Below are 16,440 nucleotides of genomic sequence, written 5' to 3' on the forward strand. Positions count from 1 at the left end.
TCATGGGTAGTTTCCTCCGCCTCATCCTGCTCGGTCTTGTCGGCGCGGCCATCGTCCACATCTGCGTGCTGTTCCTCGTTCCGGTTTACTCGGATACGAATGCCTGGGCGCGCATCGAAAATGCGACGACACCCTATCGCTTTTTCGCGCTTGATGAAAAGAAAGGACCGGTCAGCGATCGGGACCCGCTGGTCAAGGAAGCCACCTGCCGCTTCGATCTGGCCGATGGGCCCGTTCATATGACCACCACGGGCATTGTCCCCTATTGGTCCTTGTCGATCTATGCGCCGAACGGCGATAATCTCTACAGCATCAACGATAACGTCTCCAACGAGCGCAAGCTTGATCTCATCATCGCTGATCCTGTCGGCATGGCGAGCCTCAAGGCGGATGGTTCACAGATCGATGCGCAGTCTCTGGCGGTCGAGCAAAATATCGGCGAGGGTGCTGCTGTTCTGCGTGTCTTTATGCCAGATGCGACCTGGAAGGCAGAGGTGCAACGCTTCTTCGACGATGCCCAGTGCACGCCCTTCGAGGGCAACTGAACGCGCCTCCGGCGATCCCAAATCTTCTACGGCACGGTTAATGAGTTGCTAAGGCTTCGTGCCTATTATCCGGTGTGCTGGCCATTGCGGGGACCTTTGATGGCAGCGAGTGTATGCCTACCGGAGTATTCTGCGTGACAAATGATCAGTTCCGCGCCCTGGAGGAAATTTCAGGCAACCGGAGCCCGTCGAATTCAAAAGCGGGGAGCAAAGCGGACGACCTTTTGGCGGCCGCTATTTCTGCGTTTGCCGGTATCACGCGCCCCGGTCGTCAGGACATGCAGCAGCTCGAAGATCTGGTGATGCCGCTTTTGCAATGCGCGACCACGCGCGGCAAACGTCACGCGGCCAATGCCCTCGCCCAGTTGGAAGAAGCTCCACGCCGCGTCGTGCTGGCACTTGCCGCCGAGCCGGTGGAAATCTCCGCCCCCATTCTCTTGCGCTCGCCGCTGCTGCGTCCGGGCGACCTGATCGATCTCATCGACCAACATGGCCTTGCCCATGCCCGCGCCATTGCCCGTCGCCAGTCCGGCGATATTCTGCTGCAAGGTGTGCTGCGCAGCTTTGCCGATCCGGTGATCGACCGCACGCTGACGCTGCAAGACAACCTCGCGAACATCGAAGCCGAGCCGCTTGAAAAACCGCAAATACCCGATCTGTCGGCAGCCAAAGCGCCTTTGATGAGCGGCGGCAGTTCGGAACGTCTGGCCCGTGCGCTGCAACAGCCATTCTTCAATGCGGGAACGCTGCTCGGTTCCGACCGGCTGATCGAAACCTCGCTTTTGATCGACAGCCAGTTTTTCCGCAACGCGCTTGCCGATGCGCTTGATCTGTCGTTTGAGCGCGCCGATGCCGTTATCGGGAAATGGCCGGAATCACACCTGCCTATCGCACTGAAGGCGCTTGGCCTTCCAGCCGCCGAGTGCTTTCTGGTGATGACCGCCGTTCTTGGTACCATCGACACAGACCGCGACGGCCTGCGCGAATTCGTGCATATCTACCGTTCCATCGACCGGGAAAAAGCCATGGCGCTCGTGCGCCGCTGGAAAGCCGAAGATATGTCGGCCATGCTGCGCAGCAAACTGCGCGAAATGGCCGATGATGACGAACCGCTGGCGGACGCCGCCAATAGCGATGCACCGGCTGCGGATAACAGGCTCGTCAAATAAAGTTAGAAAGTCTCGCCGTCTTGCGCGATGGCGAAGAACAAAGACGCGTCGGCCACATCTTCCAGTTCGACCAGCCACAGGTCCGGATCAAAGCGGATTTCCCGCTGCATCCTGTCACCTGCCGTCATGTCATCGGCATCGTGCAGAATGCGTAGGAACTTGCGCTCGCCATCATTGTCTTCCTCATAGGACGTCTGCGGCGCTGGCGAATAGAGATCGCACGTGCCAAGACGCGAGCTGACCTTGATGAAGATCGCGCCCGCTTCCGTTGATCCGCGGCGAGCAAGATAGGCAAAGCCGCCCTCGCCCTGCACCCGGCGGATCAATGCTGAAACCCAGAAATCTGATGTCAGTCGCATGGTCGCGTAAATACTTTTTTCTTACGCATTATCCGACGCAAAACCGCTTCGCACTTTTGCTGGAAATGCTTCTAGCTGATGAGCCCGATTTCACGCATCTTGGCGATGAGCGTGGAATCAATTTCGCCAGTCTGACGCATGCCGAACAGCTTCTGGAACTCACGAATCGCGGATTCCGTCGCCTTGCCCGGCTGACCATTGACCGGCACCATATCATTGCCGAAAGCCTTCAGCCCGGCCTGCACGCGGATGATATCCTGCGAAGATATTTTCTCCGCCGGGCCTGCCGGTGCGCCAGCCGGCTCCTTCTTCTGAACCGGCTTTTGATAGGCGGCGAGATCAGGCTTCGTCTTTGCAGTTGTCTCGTTTTTCAACACAGCCGGTTGCGCGGATAGTTGCGGACGCGGCGTCGGCACAGCCACCACTTCGATAGCCTTGGCGACGTCATCCTGTTGAGCAGTCGCCGGGCTTTCGACCTGTGCTGGAACACTGGCCTGCTGCACGCCGAGCTTCTGCTGCAAAGCGCGCCAGCGATCCACAGCCTCACGGGTCTGCGGGCCGGTAAAGCCGTCGACCGGGCCCTTATAGACACCCAGCATGGAAAGACGCTGCTGCAGACGGGCGATCTCCAGATCGGCATTCGGCGCAAGTGCGGGCAGCATATCGTCCGTCGCAGTCACATGCATGCGATCTGCCGACAGGTCCGCATCGTTCACGCCTTGCGCGGTCGTATTGCCGGTAGGCTGCGGGTCGACCGTTGCCGTTTCGACGGGCTTTGCTTCCGGCTGACTGGCGGCAGCGCTGCCGGGCAGAACCGCGCGTGGCGTCGGCTTGAACACGAAATCAGGTCTTGTGCGGAAGAACACGGCATTGTGCGCCTCTGGCTGATACCAGAGTGCATTTGCGGAAACGAAACTCATCACCACGAGAAAAGCCGTTGCCCCACCGGTCAGAACCGGATTGCGCACGACAAAGTCACCGGCAACTATGGCCAGTGCCGAGGCCGAGTTGAAGAAGAATTTAAGGAGCCGCGCCCCCAGACTACGCTGTTTTACGGGTCTGCGTGTGGATCTGCTCTGCGACCCGCTCTGGGTTCTGCTCCCGGTCTTCGTCGTTCTGCCAGTCATTGCGCCTTTCTCCCTGGTGACGGTGCATATCGATCACCGTGCCAAGTTCCTGTTGTTCGTCATCTCCCGCGAGATAGTGCGGACCTGCCACCGGAAGGCGGATCGTGACGACCGTGCCTTCGCCGGGACAGCTCTTGAGGTTCATCGATCCCTGATGCAATTCCACAAGGCCTTTGACCACGGATAGTCCAAGGCCGCTTCCTTCCTGCGCGCGCGTATAACGGTTGTCGGCGCGTACAAAAGGCATGCCGATGCGCTGCAAGTCTTCCGGCTCAATGCCGATACCGGTGTCCGAAACGCTGATTTCCAGCATGGCGCGACCGTCAGCCACTACCCGCGCAGCGTCGATTGTGACGCAACCGCCGGTCTCGGTGAACTTCACGGCATTGGCTGCCAGATTGAGCAGGATCTGCTGCACTGCGCGGCGGTCAGCCGTCAGTTCGCCGACGCCAGCGCCAACGCGGTGACAGAAGGCAACGCCCTTCTTTTCCGCCTGCGGCAGCAGCACGGAGGTGCACATTTCTACCGCGTCGCGGAAGGCAAAGCTCTGCGGCGCAATACCGTAAGTGCCGGTTTCCAGACGCGAATTGTCGAGAACCGCATTCACCAGTTCCAGCAGATAATGCCCCGACTGATGGATCAGACCGGCATATTCGCGATGCTTTTCATTGGCGAGCTGACCGCCCACCCCATGCGAAAGCATGTCGGAGAAACCGATAATGGAATTGAGCGGCGTGCGCAGTTCATGGCTGACTGAAGCAAGCAGACGGCCCTTGCCGACGCGCTCTGATTCCAGCTCGGCCTTCAAGGTTGCGATTTCATCCAGAAGCTTCTGTTCGCCTTCCAGCGACCGACCAACCAGCGTGATGACGCCAGCAGCAGTCAGGCCTTCCAGACGATAGGCGCGGAAAACCGGATTGCCAGCTTCGATGGAGCGCAGACGAATATCGACGCAACGAGACGCAATGCCCGAACGCAGATCAGCCAGAAGTGAAAGATAGTGCACGCGGTCGGCCACATGGACGCGGTCAACCAGCGCGGTCGCCTCCAGCATTTTTGGCTGTATGCCAAGAAGCTTAGCAGTCTTATTGCCAACAGATGCGATGACGCCTTCTGCATCGAGCACGAACTGCACGTCGCCTTCGGCAATAGCGACTTGGCGCGCGACCGCTTCGCTATGCTGCGGCTTGACGGTCAGACCGACGCTACGTGCAACAAGGCTGGCCGCATAAAGAACCAGCACTGTGACGGATGTCAGCGAACCACCGGCAATCACACCGCCGCTCGTCATCGCAAAAGCGCTTAGAATGGCGAGGGCCACAGCGGCACCAGCGATTGCGGCCGCAGGCTTGCGGCTAACAAGCCAGATTTCCAGCGGCAAGGCAGACGCCATCAGCCACAAGGCGGCATCGCTGCTGGAGACCATGCCAATCGTGGCAAGCCCAGCGCCATAGGCGGCAAAATTCAATGTTCCGAGGATGGCAGCGCTCAATCCCATCGACGAGAGAGCGCAGAAAATCATCGCCACACCGGCAAAGCTGGCAGCGAGAATGGCAAATTCGGTCGGGCTCGACGCAAGGCCGGAAGCCAGCACGGCAGCGATAAGCAGCACCGGCACGGCAATGACCGAGCCGACAACGCGCATGGCCGTCGTATCGGGCTTGATCACCCAGCGGCGGCAGAAACGTTCGTAAAAACGGCCGAGCGTCTGCACGCCAGTGCGAACGGTCTTAGCTGCTTTCAAAAGAATGGCGTTCAACGTGCCCTACTCACTCAAACTCATACACATACTCATCGGCCCGGAACATCCGAGAGGAACATTCCCGACGATGTTCAGATTGCAGGTGAGGCTTTAAGGAAACGATAAAACGATGCCCATGAATGCAGATAAGCATCATCAGGGCCGTGCTTTTCGACCTATGGTAAACAGAGGGTAGCGATTGCTTGTATGAAAGCGCGAAGATGGCACAATCTTCCGCCTCTCGTCCCGCAGATCACAGAATTGCGAATCGCGCGGTTACGGAATCTTTTCGATTTCATCGGACATTGGCGACATTGTTCGACTAGTTGAAGGCGCGCCACAGCAACAAGGCCATGATCCGTTTCCTCATCAAATCCGTATTCTGGCTATCGCTGGCATTCATTGTGATGCCGCGCTTTTTCCCAGCGGAACAGGAAAATAACAGCGCCGAAAAGCCTGCCGCAGTCTCCCAGACACGTGGCGAGGCGCAGGGCACTGCGAATGGTGAGCGGAGCACCGTGGATCAGCTTTTGGCCAATGGCAAAACGGCCATTGAGATCGGCAAGCTTTGCGTGGACAATCCAAGTTTCTGCGAGAATGGCACATCGCTGATTTCCAGCGCTGGCAGTGGTTTGCTCAAGGGCAGCGGCCAGATGCTCGATTATCTGAGCCAGCGTTTCGGCAACAAAAAGGAAGCGCCTGCTGAAGCGCAGCCCGTAACCGTCACCGAAAAGCCTGAAATGACGGTCTCTGAAATACTGTCTGGAGAGAACGCCCCTCAACCCGCCGGTTTGAGCAACATCCCGATCCCGACCTCGCGTGCGGCGGCCTTGCGTGCATTGGATCGCCGGACCACGGGCGCGATCCCTGCAAAACAGTGATCTTTCCCGTGACCTTGCCGCCATTCATGACTATATAAGCGGCACAACACCGCAAAGACGGCATTTCAGGCGAGTATCATGACGACCACAATCGATAGCATCATGTCCGACTTCGAATTTCTCGACGACTGGGAAGATCGCTATCGTTATGTCATCGATCTCGGCAAGGAATTGTCACCCTATCCGGACGATGCCCGCGATGCGGAACATAAGGTTCAGGGCTGCGTCAGTCAGGTGTGGCTCAAGACGATGCCGCAGACCGGCACGGACCCGGTGATCGAATTTCTGGGTGATTCCGATGCCCATATCGTGCGCGGTCTCGTTGCCATCGTCCTCGCGCTCTATTCCGGCAAACGCGCTTCGGAAATTCTCGCCATCGAGCCAGAAAGCGTGCTGAAGACGCTCGGCCTTGACGAGCATCTCACGCCGCAGCGTTCAAACGGCCTGCGTGCTATGGTCGCCCGCATCCGCCGTGAAGCGGAAGCGGCGAAACTCTCAGCTTAACAAAGCTTCCACCGACAGAGCGAGTGCGAGCAGATGCTTGTCGGTGCCACCGCGTGCGGTCAGCATCAGGCCTGTCGGCAGTTTCATGCCCGGCATAGGCAGTGTGATGCTGCACAGGTCGAACTGATTGCCGACCTGCGTGTCGCGCAGCGTCAGCCCTTCCACACGGTCATATTCATCTTCGTCGTGGCTGACCGAAGCAATCGTCGGCGCGACAATCGGCGTGGCTGGCGTGGCGAATGCATCGAAACCGCTCAACCGCTCATCCATCTCGCGGATCAGCTGATTTCGGGTTTCGACCATGGCGCGATAGGTCTCGTCCGGCACGTGCAGGCGCACCGATAGCGGCCGCTTCACCCGCAGATCGACATTGGCGTCAGGATCGCGCAGCCATGTGTTGGCATGGATGCGGCTTGCCTCAATGCCGACAATCGATCCGGACGTGCTTGCCTCACGCCAGCGCTGGATCAGATCATCCAGCATGATATCGACTAGCGTCACGCCTGCCTTTTCAAGCGTTGCCAGCGACGCTTCAAAATGCGCAGCCACATCCGGTTCCATCGCGTCCAGAAGATAGCCCCTCGGCACGGCGATCCGCAGATTGGACAGCGACACCGCATCCGGCAGGACGGGTGCTTCGCCCGCCATTACGGCATCGGTCAAAATGGCATCTGCAACCGTCCTGGTGAGCGGCCCAATGGAATCGAGCGACGGCGCCAGTGGAAATGCACCATCCAGCGGAATGCGCCGCGCCGTCGGCTTGAAACCGACAATGCCGTTCAATGCGGCTGGAATGCGCACCGAACCGCCCGTATCCGACCCGATGGCGATTTCGCTGGTGCCTTCAGCCGCCGAAACCGCCGCGCCGGACGACGACCCGCCCGGAATGCGCGTCGGATCAACGGCATTGCCCGGCTCGCCATAATGCGGGTTGAGACCAACCGGCGTGAAGGCAAATTCGGTCATATGAGTCTTGCCGACGATCACCGCGCCCGCATCGCGCAGACGCTGGACTATCGTCGCATCCCTGACCGCAGGCGCGGCCGTGCGCCGAACGACAGACCCGGCCAGCGTCGGTTCGCCTGAGACATCGAAGAGATCCTTGATCGAAACAATGCGGCCATCCAGCGGACCAAGGGCCTGCCCCGTCCGAAGGCGCACATCTGCGGCATCTGCTTCCGCCCGCGCCCGCTCCGTATAAATCTTGCTGAAAACATGTTCATGATCGCTGCGGGCTTCAAGCCGCGCCAGCACAGTTTCCAGCCGATCCCGGACATTCGACGACATGCAAATTCTCCCCAATTTTTCCACCAGATCGCACCGGCTTTGCCCTTGCGATAAGGTGGCATCCAGTCACTGTCAATCGGAGCTATCCGGCCCCGCCTGAAATGATCGTGCGGCAAAACAGTCGCGGATTACGGGCATGGCCTCTTGCGCCGTTAGCGTGGCTGGCCCAGCGGACGGATAGGCCAGCACCAGACGCTGGCGCAGCGTTTCATCTTCGATGGGCAGGCACACAACTTTTCGCCCATCATGGCTGAAATCATGGCCGGGACGCGTGAAAAGCAGCGACACGCCGAGGCCATTCGCCACCATACCGCGCACCATCTCCACCGACGTGGTTCGCAGCGCGATATTTGGCGACAGACCCTGCTGCCAGAACGGCACCAGCAGAAATTCGCGGCTGAGCGGCAGATCGACAAGGATGAACGGATAGCGCGCAAGTTCCGCCAGGGTCACGCTCTTCTTTGCAGCCAGCGGACTGTCCGGCGGCAACACCGCATGCGGTGCGTAAGACAGCATGGTTTCCCATGCGACCGTCTCCGGCAGACCCACATCATAGGTGATGCCGAGATCGACAATACCTTTTTCGAGCGCCCGCGCCATGCCTTCCAGATCGAACTCGCGCAGCTTCAAACGCATATCGGGAAAAACCTGTTTCAAATGGCCCAATATCCCCGGAATACAGACCGGCCCCAGCGTGCTGAAATAGCCAAGCGTCAGCCGCGCCGCGCCCTCGCCCTTACCCGATACGGCGAAGTCTTCAGCGCCAGCCAGAAGGAGCCGCGCCTCTTGCAGCTTGCGGCTGCCGAAAGGCGTCAGTTCCAGTCCCTTGGCCTGCCGTCGCTCGAAAAGCGGCTGCCCCAGATCGCGCTCCAGATCGCGGATTGCCGCCGATATGGAGGGCTGAGAAACATTGAGCTTTTCGGCAGCACCCGTCGCGCTGCCAGCCTCGGCGGAAGTGACGAAATAGTGGAGTTGGCGAAGCGATATCATTAGAGGATTTTCCTATAATGACTGCTCGATTTCAATTCTTTTTCCGATACTGAACTGCGTTTAGCCTCCCCTCAAATTAAACAATAAGGGGATAACAACATGTTCAACGAAAGGGCTCCGTGCCTCGACGGGATTCGCGTTCTGGACTTCACGCGCGTTCTGGCCGGGCCGTTCTGCACTGCCTTGCTTGGCGACCTTGGTGCGGAAGTCATCAAGATCGAAAGCCCGGAAGGCGACGACTATCGCCATATCACGCCCGGCACAGCCGATGGCGGCGGGCTGTTCCTGCTGATGAACCGCAACAAGAAAAGCATCTCCATTGATCTGCGCAAGGAACGCGGGCGGCACATCGTTCGCGAGCTGGCAAAGAATGCCGATATCATCGTGGAAAATTTCCGCCCCGGCGTGATGGACCGGCTGGGGCTCGGGCATGCCGAGCTTGCCAAAGACAATCCGCGACTGATCCATGTTGCGATTTCCGGCTTCGGCCAGCAAAGCCCGATGGGCAATCTGCCTGCATATGATCTCGTCGTGCAGGCTGTGACCGGTTTCATGGATATTTCCGGTGAACCAGATGGACCGCCGATGATGACCGGCGAATCCGTTGCTGACCTGACAGCCGGGCTTTTTGCGTCCTGGTCAGCACTGGCCGCACTTCTTGCCCGCGAACGCACCGGCAAGGGCCAGTTTGTCGATGTGGCCATGTATGATTGCCTGTTCAATCTTCTGCCTGCGGCACTGACCCAGCAGCTTTATGGCAGCAAGTCGCCGAAGCGGGTAGGAAACCGCCATCCGCTGAGCGCACCGTTCGGGGTCTTTGCGGCTGAAGACGGCTATTTGACGATTGCCGTTTTGAGTTCGAAACAGTTTGCCGGTCTGGCAGAGGCTCTCGGCCAACCACAGCTTGCGACCGACGATCGTTTTTCCACGGCGACCGCGCGCAACGACAACCATGCCGAACTGAAGACCATCATCGAGGCATGGAGCACGGCAATAAGTATTGAACAAGTGATCGACGCCCTGCAGGCTCATGACGTGCCATGCTCGCCGGTGCTTTCAGTTTCCGATGCGACCGGCAGCGAACAGGTGCGTTCGCGTGGGCTGTTGCCGGAAGTCATCTCTCCGAACGGCCCGGTCCGTGTTCTGCGCCAGCCGGCCAAGTTCTCCGGCATGGATTGCCCCGCCCCCACACCGCCACCCGCGCTGGGAGCGCATGCTGCTGACATATTGCATGAAAAACTGGAACTCTCTGCCGCGGATATCGAAAGCCTTGTGCGCGACGGCGTGTTGCACGACCTGACACTGCAACCGCAGCCGCTTTTGAAGGAAACCAACCATGACGCATGATTGCCTGCTGACCGACGAACAACGGATGATCCGCGACAGTGCGCGCAGCTACGCCCGTGAAAAACTGGCCCCGACCGCAGCCATGCGCGACCGTGAGCACCACTATTTCCCGCGCACCGAGATGCAGGAACTCGGGGCGTTGGGCTTTCTCGGCATGCTTGTTGCCGAGGAATGGGGCGGCGTTGCAACCGACCATCTGAGCTATGTGCTGGCGCTGGAAGAAGTCGCGGCCGCTGATGGCAGCATCGGCGCGATGATGGCGCTGCACAACGGTCTCATTTCGTCACCCTTACGCGTGCATGGGAGCGACCTGCAGAAGGAACTTTATCTTCGTCCGCTGGCGGAAGGCCGTTTCAACGGTGCTTTCGGCCTGACCGAGCCGGAAGCCGGATCCAATGCCTTTGCGATCCGCACCAGGGCTGTCAGGGTTGATGGCGGCTTTCGTCTCACCGGCGCAAAACAGTTCATGTCGAATGGCAAATCCGCCGATATCGCCATTATTTTTGCGGCAACCGAGAGCGATGATCCACGTCGCCGCATCACCGCATTTCTGGTCTCCCCGACAGCACCGGGCTATGTCTGCGTGCGCATCGAAGACAAGCTCGGCCTTGCCGCGTCGGAAACCTGTCAGGTGCAACTCGACGATGTCTTTGTCGCCGACGATCATGTGCTGGGTGAAGTCGGCGGCGGCTATGCTCTGGCGATGAGCACGCTGGAACTCGGTCGGCTTGGCATTGCGGCACAATCGCTTGGGCTGGCGCAGGCGGCCTTCGACCACGCTCATGCCTATGCGCTGGAGCGGCAGACTTTCGGCAAAGCTATCATCGAGCATCAGGCCGTTGGCTTCCGGCTGGCGGAAATGCAGACACAGATCGAGGTAGCGCGCAGCTATCTGCACTATGTCGCCCGGCTGCGCGATGCAGGCCAGCCTTGCAAGACAGAAGCCGCAATGGCGAAACTATTCGCCTCTGAGATTGCCGAAAAAGTCGCCTCGGAAGCGATCCAGGTTCACGGCGGCTATGGTTATCTCAAGGATTTCGCCGTCGAACGCATCTATCGCGATGCCCGCATCTGCCGCATTTACGAGGGAACCAGCGATATTCAGAAGCTGATTATCGCAGGTTCCCTCGCAAAGAAAGGCAAGGCGGTTTGATCGATCCGCGTGCGGCCTCACCTCGCCTGGGGCCGCGCTGCCGGGCGGTAGCCATCCGCCCCCCAATGCAACACCACGCCCCGGCGGCGGTCGCTTTCGCGCGGCGGATTATAATGCCGGTGAAGCATGGCAAGGGCCGTTTTCAACACGACCTTACCGGAGCGCACCGGCCATTGCCGCTCACGCTCCACGCGCTCCAGCCCTTTCAGGAAACAGCAGACATCAACCAGCACACCATTCAATTCCGGCCCGACTGCTTCCAGCGCCCGCTCAACCCGCATCCTGCTGGCAAGCGCAATATCGGTCAATTCCGCCATGCCGCCTGCCCCGCCGCGTCCACCGCCACCAACGCCGATATCCCAGCGCGATGTGATCGACGGCATCAGCGAACCCCGTGTGAAATCAGCCCGCAAGCGTTCCCCGGCGTGGAACTCATCCTCCGAAATGAAAGCGTTTCCATCCGCGCCCTTGCGCCGATAGAGCATGGCCAGTGGCGATTCCGCCAGATTGACCTCAACCGTCTCGCCGGGAGCCATTTCGACGGAAGCGGTGATGCGCGCCGGTTCGTGCGACGCCTTTCTGATGGATTTCGCGCTCCCGCGCCCCTTGCCGGAAAGCGCCAGCTTCTGACCGTCAATCTGCAACAGTCCCTTGCCGCACATGGCTGCTATTTCGCCCCGCGCGACAGCAATCGACCCCTGCTCGCCAACGAGCAGCATATGCGTGTCACGAACCGAGTCCTGCATCTCGCAGGCCCCTGTCTTCAGGAAGCTCAGCACTCTCATTTCCGAGGCCGAAAACTGTGTGGTCATGCCGCCATCCTCCAGGTTGAAACAGCCGAATTCACAATGCGTTCAAAGGCGGTCACGATGGCGTCAAAATCGACATCGTCACGCATATCCTCCACGAGATGGCAGGCATGCATGACCGTCGTGCGATCCCGCGCGAACCCCAGCGCCACCTCCCGCATCGCCAGACCGAACGATGTATGCGCCACATACATCCCGATCTGCCGGATGCGTGCCACATTGCGCCGGCAGCGCGTTGGCGCACGCAACTCCTTGCCATCCACACCGAACGACTCCACCAGAAGGTCGATCAGCGTCTCGCACAATTGCACACTGTACTCCTCCCGCTTGCGATCCGTCGTTCCTTCAACCGGGTCGAGAAGAAGGGGCCTCCCGTGCCGGGCCGCGATCAACCGCAATGCTTCAAAAGCATCTGCCCGTGTATGAATGACATCCGATAGTTCCAAAGACATTCATCTTCCCTCATCTGAGTAGGAATATCTTCTTATAATGAGGAAATTGCAAGGGAGGATAAGTTTGCGGGATAGACTTTGGGATGACCAAAGCGGCGCTGCTAAAGAACGCTTTTCACTATTCAGACTCTGGAGACAGGACAGTCAGCCCGCTACTATCCCCTATGTGTTTGCTTTCGATAGAGATTTCCCATAACCGAAAACCTGTGTGCCAAGGCAGATGATACGCGGAATGCCTGCATGTCCGTCAAACACGGCTCTCAGGTTGTAGGAATATTATCCACATCATTCGGAATTCGCCCATCCTGTTTGCACCAACAAACAAGGATGAGCCTCATGAAAACAGCGCTGGAACAGGCCCGCAAAACCTTTCTCGCCAAACGGGAGCGAGACCGGATGAGCGCCATGCAGCGCGTGGCCCTGCAAATCATGGCGGGAATCGATATTGACCGAATGATGCATGCATCAGAGCCGGAAAAGCAGCACGCTGCACGTCGCCTCACGCGACTGATCGAACGTGAGCGCCTCAAGGGTACCAATGGCCACTGGAGCTACGATCTCAATCGCCATATCGCCTTGAAACAGGCACTCGACAGGCTTGAAGGCAAAGACCAGCGCAGCGCTTGCGACGCGGCGCGTGGAGCACGAGAAAGTGACCGTCAAAGAAGACGCATTCATACAACAGCGTCAAACGGCAATCATAAGCAAGAGATCGAGATTGCATGAGACGACCCGCGCCATTTCACAAAGATAAACTGCGTGACGGGATATTCGTCAAAACAGTTACCCCTGAAACGCAAAGAGCGCGCCCTGTCCTGCCGGTAGCAGATCGGGGCACGCTCTGATTTTTCAGTCCGGCACATCGTTATACGAAAACCGTTTCACAGTTCTCGCGATGCGCCGTGAGGATCGCTGATTAAGCGCCCTTCGGCTTGCGGCCGAGGCCCATCTTCTTTGCCAGACGCGAACGAGCGGCGGCATAGTTCGGAGCAACCATCGGATAGTTAGGATCGAGATCCCACTTTTCGCGATACTGTTCCGGGGTCATGTTGTAATGGGTCATCAGGTGACGCTTGAGCGACTTGAACTTCTTGCCGTCTTCGAGGCAGATGATGTAGTCGTCATGAACCGACTTCTTCGGGTTGACGGCTGGCTTCGGCTTCTCAACGACAACCGGCGCTTCTTCGCGTTCAACATGACGCTTGAAAGCGGCATGAACATCGGCGATCAACAGCGGCAACTCGCCCGCACGAATCGAATTATTGCCAACATAAGCAGCGACAACATCCGCGGTCAGGCTCAGAAGCAGTTCTGCGCTTTCGTCGTGCGTATCCAGATTTTCCATCGGTTTTCCTTTTATTACTTCTTATCGTTTTGTTTTTCCGCAACTTTCGGCATCGATGACACATCTGAAGTCGTGATTGCGTATCTCAGAACTCTGCCTAGCTCATTTATGACCGCACTTAACAACTGCTATCGTCTTTTGCAATAGAATTGTTGCGCGAAACTACATTAATAATAGCCTATTATTCTTCACGCCACAAATAAAAAGAGTGAAAACAAAGCCTTTCCATGGAAGTCCGCCCTCGGCAATTTCATTGGTTCAATCATGACGCGCATCGTTTATTACCGATAAAGCAACCGTATATAGTCTTTCGGTACGGCACGCATAATTTGTATGACCAAATTCAACAACCGCTTTTTGCTTGTTGCTATGTTCTGACGAGTCAAAACAAACACATTTCACCAATTGCAGCACTGCCTCTGAAATCGGGCGTGAAAAAGGCATAAGTTAAATATATTTCATTGAAATCAACTCGCTTTCGGCTGTGCTCGAAACTATATATGCATCAATATCCGCCTTAAAAAGGGTCTTTAAAGCGACCCGCAACAATTTGAAACAATGTTCGTTGGATTTTTGAATGCCTGAGAACTCTTCCCTGCCCCCGCACGCCCCGAAACATCCGCATAAGGACACCCGTCACGGCATTACCCGCACAGACGACTACGCCTGGCTTCGTGCAGACAACTGGCAGGAAGTATTCAAGGACCCATCGGTTCTGGCGCCGGAAATCCGCACGCATCTCGATGCCGAAAACGCCTATCAGGCAAGCCTGATGCGGAACACCGAAGCGCTCCAGAAAGAGCTTTTCGCGGAAATGCGCGGGCGTATCAAGGAGGATGATTCCTCCATCCCCTCAAAAGACGGGCCTTACGCCTATGGCGTGTCCTATCGCACCGGCGGCGAGCAGCCCTATTTCATCCGCACGCCACGCGACGGCGGCGCGGAAACGATCCTGCTCGACGGTGACAAGGAAGGCGAAGGCAAGGCCTATTTCCGGCTTGCTTCGGCGGATCACGCCCCCAATCACAATCTGTTGATCTGGGGATATGACGATAAGGGATCGGAATTCTACAAGCTTAAGGTTCGTGATCTCACGACCATGGCGGAGCTTTCGGATATTATCACCGATACGAATGGCGGCGGCACATGGGATGCGGCAAGCGCAGGCTTTTTCTATACACGCCTCGATGAAAACCATCGCCCGTCGAAGGTTTTTTATCACCGCATCGGCAGCGACCAGTCCGAGGACCAGCTGATCTTTGAAGAACAGGATCCGGGTTTCTTCCTCGGCGTCGGCGGCTCCGCGCTGGACGACTATATCTTCATCGACATTCACGACCACGAAACATCGGAATGCTGGCTGCTGCCCGCCAATGATCCGGCGGCAAAGCCGCAACTCGTTATGGCCCGCAAAACAGGCACGGAATACGATATCGCGCCGGGCGGCGACGAATTCTTCATTCTGACCAATGCCGATGGTGCCAAGGATTTCAAGATCATGCGTACGGCTGCCACCGCGCCGCAGCCGGAAAACTGGGTGGAAGTGGTGGGGGAAAAGCCGGGCCGACTGATCCTGTCCCATTCCGCCTACAAGCATCATCTCGTCTGGATCGAGCGCGATAACGGCCTGCCGCGGATCGTCATCCGGGATCGCAAGACGGGTGAAGAACACGCCATTGCCTTTGATGAGGAAGCCTATTCGCTTGGCCTGCACGGCAGCGCCGAATATGACACCGACGTCATCCGCTTCTCCTATTCGTCGATGACGACCCCGGAACAGCTCTTCGATTACAATATGCGCTCGCGCGAGCGGACGCTTTTGAAGACGCAGGAAGTGCCATCGGGCCATGTGATCGACGATTATGTGACGCGCCGCATTCTTGCGCCCGCAGCCGACGGCGAACTGGTGCCGGTCTCGATCCTTTATCACAAGGATACGAAGCTGGACGGCTCGGCTCCGTGTCTGCTCTATGGCTATGGCTCCTATGGCATCACCATTCCGGCAAGCTTCAGCACATCGCGCTTGTCGCTGGTGGATCGCGGTTTTGTCTACGCCATCGCGCATATTCGCGGCGGCAAGGACAAGGGTTTCGCCTGGTACGAAAACGGCAAGCGCGACAAGAAGACGAACACTTTCACCGACTTCATCGCAGCCGCAAAACATCTGGTTGGTGAAGGCTTCACCAGCCATGACCGCATCGTCGCCCATGGCGGCTCGGCTGGGGGTATGCTGATGGGCGCGATTGCCAATCTCGCGCCGGAAGCCTTCGGCGGAATTATTGCGGAAGTGCCGTTCGTCGATGTGCTGAACACTATGCTCGACGATACGCTGCCGCTCACCCCGCCGGAATGGCCGGAATGGGGCAACCCGATTGCCTCGGAAGCGGATTACCGCACCATCGCCGCCTATTCGCCTTACGACAATGTGAAAGCGCAAGTCTATCCAGCGATTCTGGCTGTCGCAGGCCTCACCGATCCCCGTGTCACCTATTGGGAACCGGCGAAATGGGTTGCCAAGCTGCGCGAGTTGAAAACGGATGACCATCCGGTCTTGTTCCGCATCAATATGGATGCGGGCCATGCCGGTGCTTCAGGGCGCTTCTCCCGATTGGAAGAAGTCGCCTATACGCAGGCTTTTGCACTGAAAGTCGTTGGCAAGGTTTCAGGCTTCGAAAGCTGAAGCACATATCACGCTCCAGCGGGTTTACCTCGCTGGAGCAAGTTAAAATAA

The 16,440-nt window shown here is 58.0% G+C and carries 15 protein-coding genes and 1 pseudogene; 8 read left to right on the forward strand and 8 right to left on the reverse strand.

Annotated features, from left to right (window positions below):
- Positions 1 to 2: 2 nt before the first annotated feature.
- On the forward strand, positions 3 to 545 hold the full coding sequence (locus ACTJKP_RS09625; protein WP_138785729.1) for a DUF1254 domain-containing protein: 543 nt from the start codon (positions 3 to 5) through the stop codon (positions 543 to 545).
- A gap of 134 nt (positions 546 to 679) precedes the next feature.
- On the forward strand, positions 680 to 1,714 hold the full coding sequence (locus tag ACTJKP_RS09630) for a DUF2336 domain-containing protein (protein ID WP_440630468.1): 1,035 nt from the start codon (positions 680 to 682) through the stop codon (positions 1,712 to 1,714).
- A 2-nt stretch (positions 1,715 to 1,716) separates the two neighbouring features.
- Here ACTJKP_RS09630 and ACTJKP_RS09635 read toward each other — a convergent pair whose 3' ends face one another.
- The 3 genes from ACTJKP_RS09635 to ACTJKP_RS09645 form a co-directional block, all read right to left on the reverse strand.
- Positions 1,717 to 2,073, reverse strand: coding sequence for a DUF1491 family protein (locus ACTJKP_RS09635; protein ID WP_078340175.1), 357 nt, complete (start codon positions 2,071 to 2,073; stop codon positions 1,717 to 1,719).
- A 71-nt stretch (positions 2,074 to 2,144) separates the two neighbouring features.
- Complete coding sequence (locus tag ACTJKP_RS09640) at positions 2,145 to 3,200, reverse strand: peptidoglycan-binding domain-containing protein (protein ID WP_440630469.1); 1,056 nt, start codon at positions 3,198 to 3,200, stop codon at positions 2,145 to 2,147.
- Positions 3,115 to 4,959 (reverse strand): sensor histidine kinase, encoded by a 1,845-nt coding sequence (locus ACTJKP_RS09645; protein ID WP_440630470.1) that lies wholly within the window; start codon positions 4,957 to 4,959, stop codon positions 3,115 to 3,117. The genes ACTJKP_RS09640 and ACTJKP_RS09645 overlap by 86 nt, the downstream gene beginning before the upstream one ends.
- A 335-nt stretch (positions 4,960 to 5,294) precedes the next feature.
- Between ACTJKP_RS09645 and ACTJKP_RS09650 the strand changes: the two genes are divergently transcribed.
- Complete coding sequence (locus ACTJKP_RS09650; RefSeq protein WP_440630471.1) at positions 5,295 to 5,822, forward strand: hypothetical protein; 528 nt, start codon at positions 5,295 to 5,297, stop codon at positions 5,820 to 5,822.
- A 78-nt stretch (positions 5,823 to 5,900) separates the two neighbouring features.
- Positions 5,901 to 6,326, forward strand: coding sequence for a SufE family protein (locus tag ACTJKP_RS09655; RefSeq protein ID WP_138785723.1), 426 nt, complete (start codon positions 5,901 to 5,903; stop codon positions 6,324 to 6,326).
- Here ACTJKP_RS09655 and ACTJKP_RS09660 read toward each other — a convergent pair.
- Together ACTJKP_RS09660 and ACTJKP_RS09665 are read right to left on the reverse strand one after the other, a co-directional pair.
- Positions 6,318 to 7,613, reverse strand: coding sequence for an amidase (locus ACTJKP_RS09660; protein WP_440630472.1), 1,296 nt, complete (start codon positions 7,611 to 7,613; stop codon positions 6,318 to 6,320). The genes ACTJKP_RS09655 and ACTJKP_RS09660 overlap by 9 nt on opposite strands.
- Before the next feature lie 72 nt (positions 7,614 to 7,685).
- On the reverse strand, positions 7,686 to 8,603 hold the full coding sequence (locus ACTJKP_RS09665) for a LysR family transcriptional regulator (protein ID WP_440630473.1): 918 nt from the start codon (positions 8,601 to 8,603) through the stop codon (positions 7,686 to 7,688).
- Positions 8,604 to 8,702: 99 nt separating this feature from the next.
- Between ACTJKP_RS09665 and ACTJKP_RS09670 the strand changes: the two genes are divergently transcribed.
- Positions 8,703 to 9,950 (forward strand): CaiB/BaiF CoA transferase family protein, encoded by a 1,248-nt coding sequence (locus ACTJKP_RS09670; RefSeq protein WP_440630474.1) that lies wholly within the window; start codon positions 8,703 to 8,705, stop codon positions 9,948 to 9,950.
- The gene (locus ACTJKP_RS09675; protein ID WP_440630475.1) at positions 9,940 to 11,103 is read left to right on the forward strand and encodes an acyl-CoA dehydrogenase family protein; all 1,164 of its coding nucleotides are present in this window, start codon (positions 9,940 to 9,942) and stop codon (positions 11,101 to 11,103) included. Before ACTJKP_RS09670 ends, ACTJKP_RS09675 begins: the two co-directional genes overlap by 11 nt.
- Positions 11,104 to 11,120: 17 nt before the next feature.
- Here ACTJKP_RS09675 and ACTJKP_RS09680 read toward each other — a convergent pair whose 3' ends face one another.
- The gene (locus tag ACTJKP_RS09680; RefSeq protein ID WP_440630476.1) at positions 11,121 to 11,915 is read right to left on the reverse strand and encodes a DUF6456 domain-containing protein; all 795 of its coding nucleotides are present in this window, start codon (positions 11,913 to 11,915) and stop codon (positions 11,121 to 11,123) included.
- Positions 11,912 to 12,358, reverse strand: coding sequence for a helix-turn-helix domain-containing protein (locus ACTJKP_RS09685; protein ID WP_440630499.1), 447 nt, complete (start codon positions 12,356 to 12,358; stop codon positions 11,912 to 11,914). Before ACTJKP_RS09685 ends, ACTJKP_RS09680 begins: the two co-directional genes overlap by 4 nt.
- A 342-nt stretch (positions 12,359 to 12,700) precedes the next feature.
- Between ACTJKP_RS09685 and ACTJKP_RS09690 the strand changes: the two are divergent.
- Positions 12,701 to 12,982, forward strand: a pseudogene (locus ACTJKP_RS09690) (cytoplasmic protein); the annotation flags it as partial.
- Positions 12,983 to 13,280: 298 nt separating this feature from the next.
- Here ACTJKP_RS09690 and ACTJKP_RS09695 read toward each other — a convergent pair.
- A complete protein-coding gene (locus ACTJKP_RS09695; protein ID WP_109368585.1) occupies positions 13,281 to 13,709 on the reverse strand; it encodes a MucR family transcriptional regulator in 429 nt (142 codons plus the stop codon).
- Between the two features lie 577 nt (positions 13,710 to 14,286).
- Here ACTJKP_RS09695 and ACTJKP_RS09700 point away from each other — a divergent pair.
- The gene (locus ACTJKP_RS09700) at positions 14,287 to 16,389 is read left to right on the forward strand and encodes a S9 family peptidase (protein ID WP_440630477.1); all 2,103 of its coding nucleotides are present in this window, start codon (positions 14,287 to 14,289) and stop codon (positions 16,387 to 16,389) included.
- Positions 16,390 to 16,440 lie beyond the last annotated feature (51 nt).

Source organism: Brucella sp. 22210, assembly GCF_052045675.1.
Taxonomy (GTDB): Bacteria; Pseudomonadota; Alphaproteobacteria; order Rhizobiales; family Rhizobiaceae; genus Brucella.

Coding starts and splice junctions, on each gene's coding strand:
- ACTJKP_RS09640 (WP_440630469.1), bottom strand. CDS start 3,200: ATGACTGGCAGAACGACGAAGACCGGGAGCAGAACCCAGAGCGGGTCG.
- ACTJKP_RS09660 (WP_440630472.1), bottom strand. CDS start 7,613: ATGTCGTCGAATGTCCGGGATCGGCTGGAAACTGTGCTGGCGCGGCTT.
- ACTJKP_RS09650 (WP_440630471.1), top strand. CDS start 5,295: ATGATCCGTTTCCTCATCAAATCCGTATTCTGGCTATCGCTGGCATTC.
- ACTJKP_RS09665 (WP_440630473.1), bottom strand. CDS start 8,603: ATGATATCGCTTCGCCAACTCCACTATTTCGTCACTTCCGCCGAGGCT.
- ACTJKP_RS09675 (WP_440630475.1), top strand. CDS start 9,940: ATGACGCATGATTGCCTGCTGACCGACGAACAACGGATGATCCGCGAC.
- ACTJKP_RS09625 (WP_138785729.1), top strand. CDS start 3: ATGGGTAGTTTCCTCCGCCTCATCCTGCTCGGTCTTGTCGGCGCGGCC.
- ACTJKP_RS09700 (WP_440630477.1), top strand. CDS start 14,287: ATGCCTGAGAACTCTTCCCTGCCCCCGCACGCCCCGAAACATCCGCAT.
- ACTJKP_RS09680 (WP_440630476.1), bottom strand. CDS start 11,915: ATGACCACACAGTTTTCGGCCTCGGAAATGAGAGTGCTGAGCTTCCTG.
- ACTJKP_RS09670 (WP_440630474.1), top strand. CDS start 8,703: ATGTTCAACGAAAGGGCTCCGTGCCTCGACGGGATTCGCGTTCTGGAC.
- ACTJKP_RS09655 (WP_138785723.1), top strand. CDS start 5,901: ATGACGACCACAATCGATAGCATCATGTCCGACTTCGAATTTCTCGAC.
- ACTJKP_RS09695 (WP_109368585.1), bottom strand. CDS start 13,709: ATGGAAAATCTGGATACGCACGACGAAAGCGCAGAACTGCTTCTGAGC.
- ACTJKP_RS09635 (WP_078340175.1), bottom strand. CDS start 2,073: ATGCGACTGACATCAGATTTCTGGGTTTCAGCATTGATCCGCCGGGTG.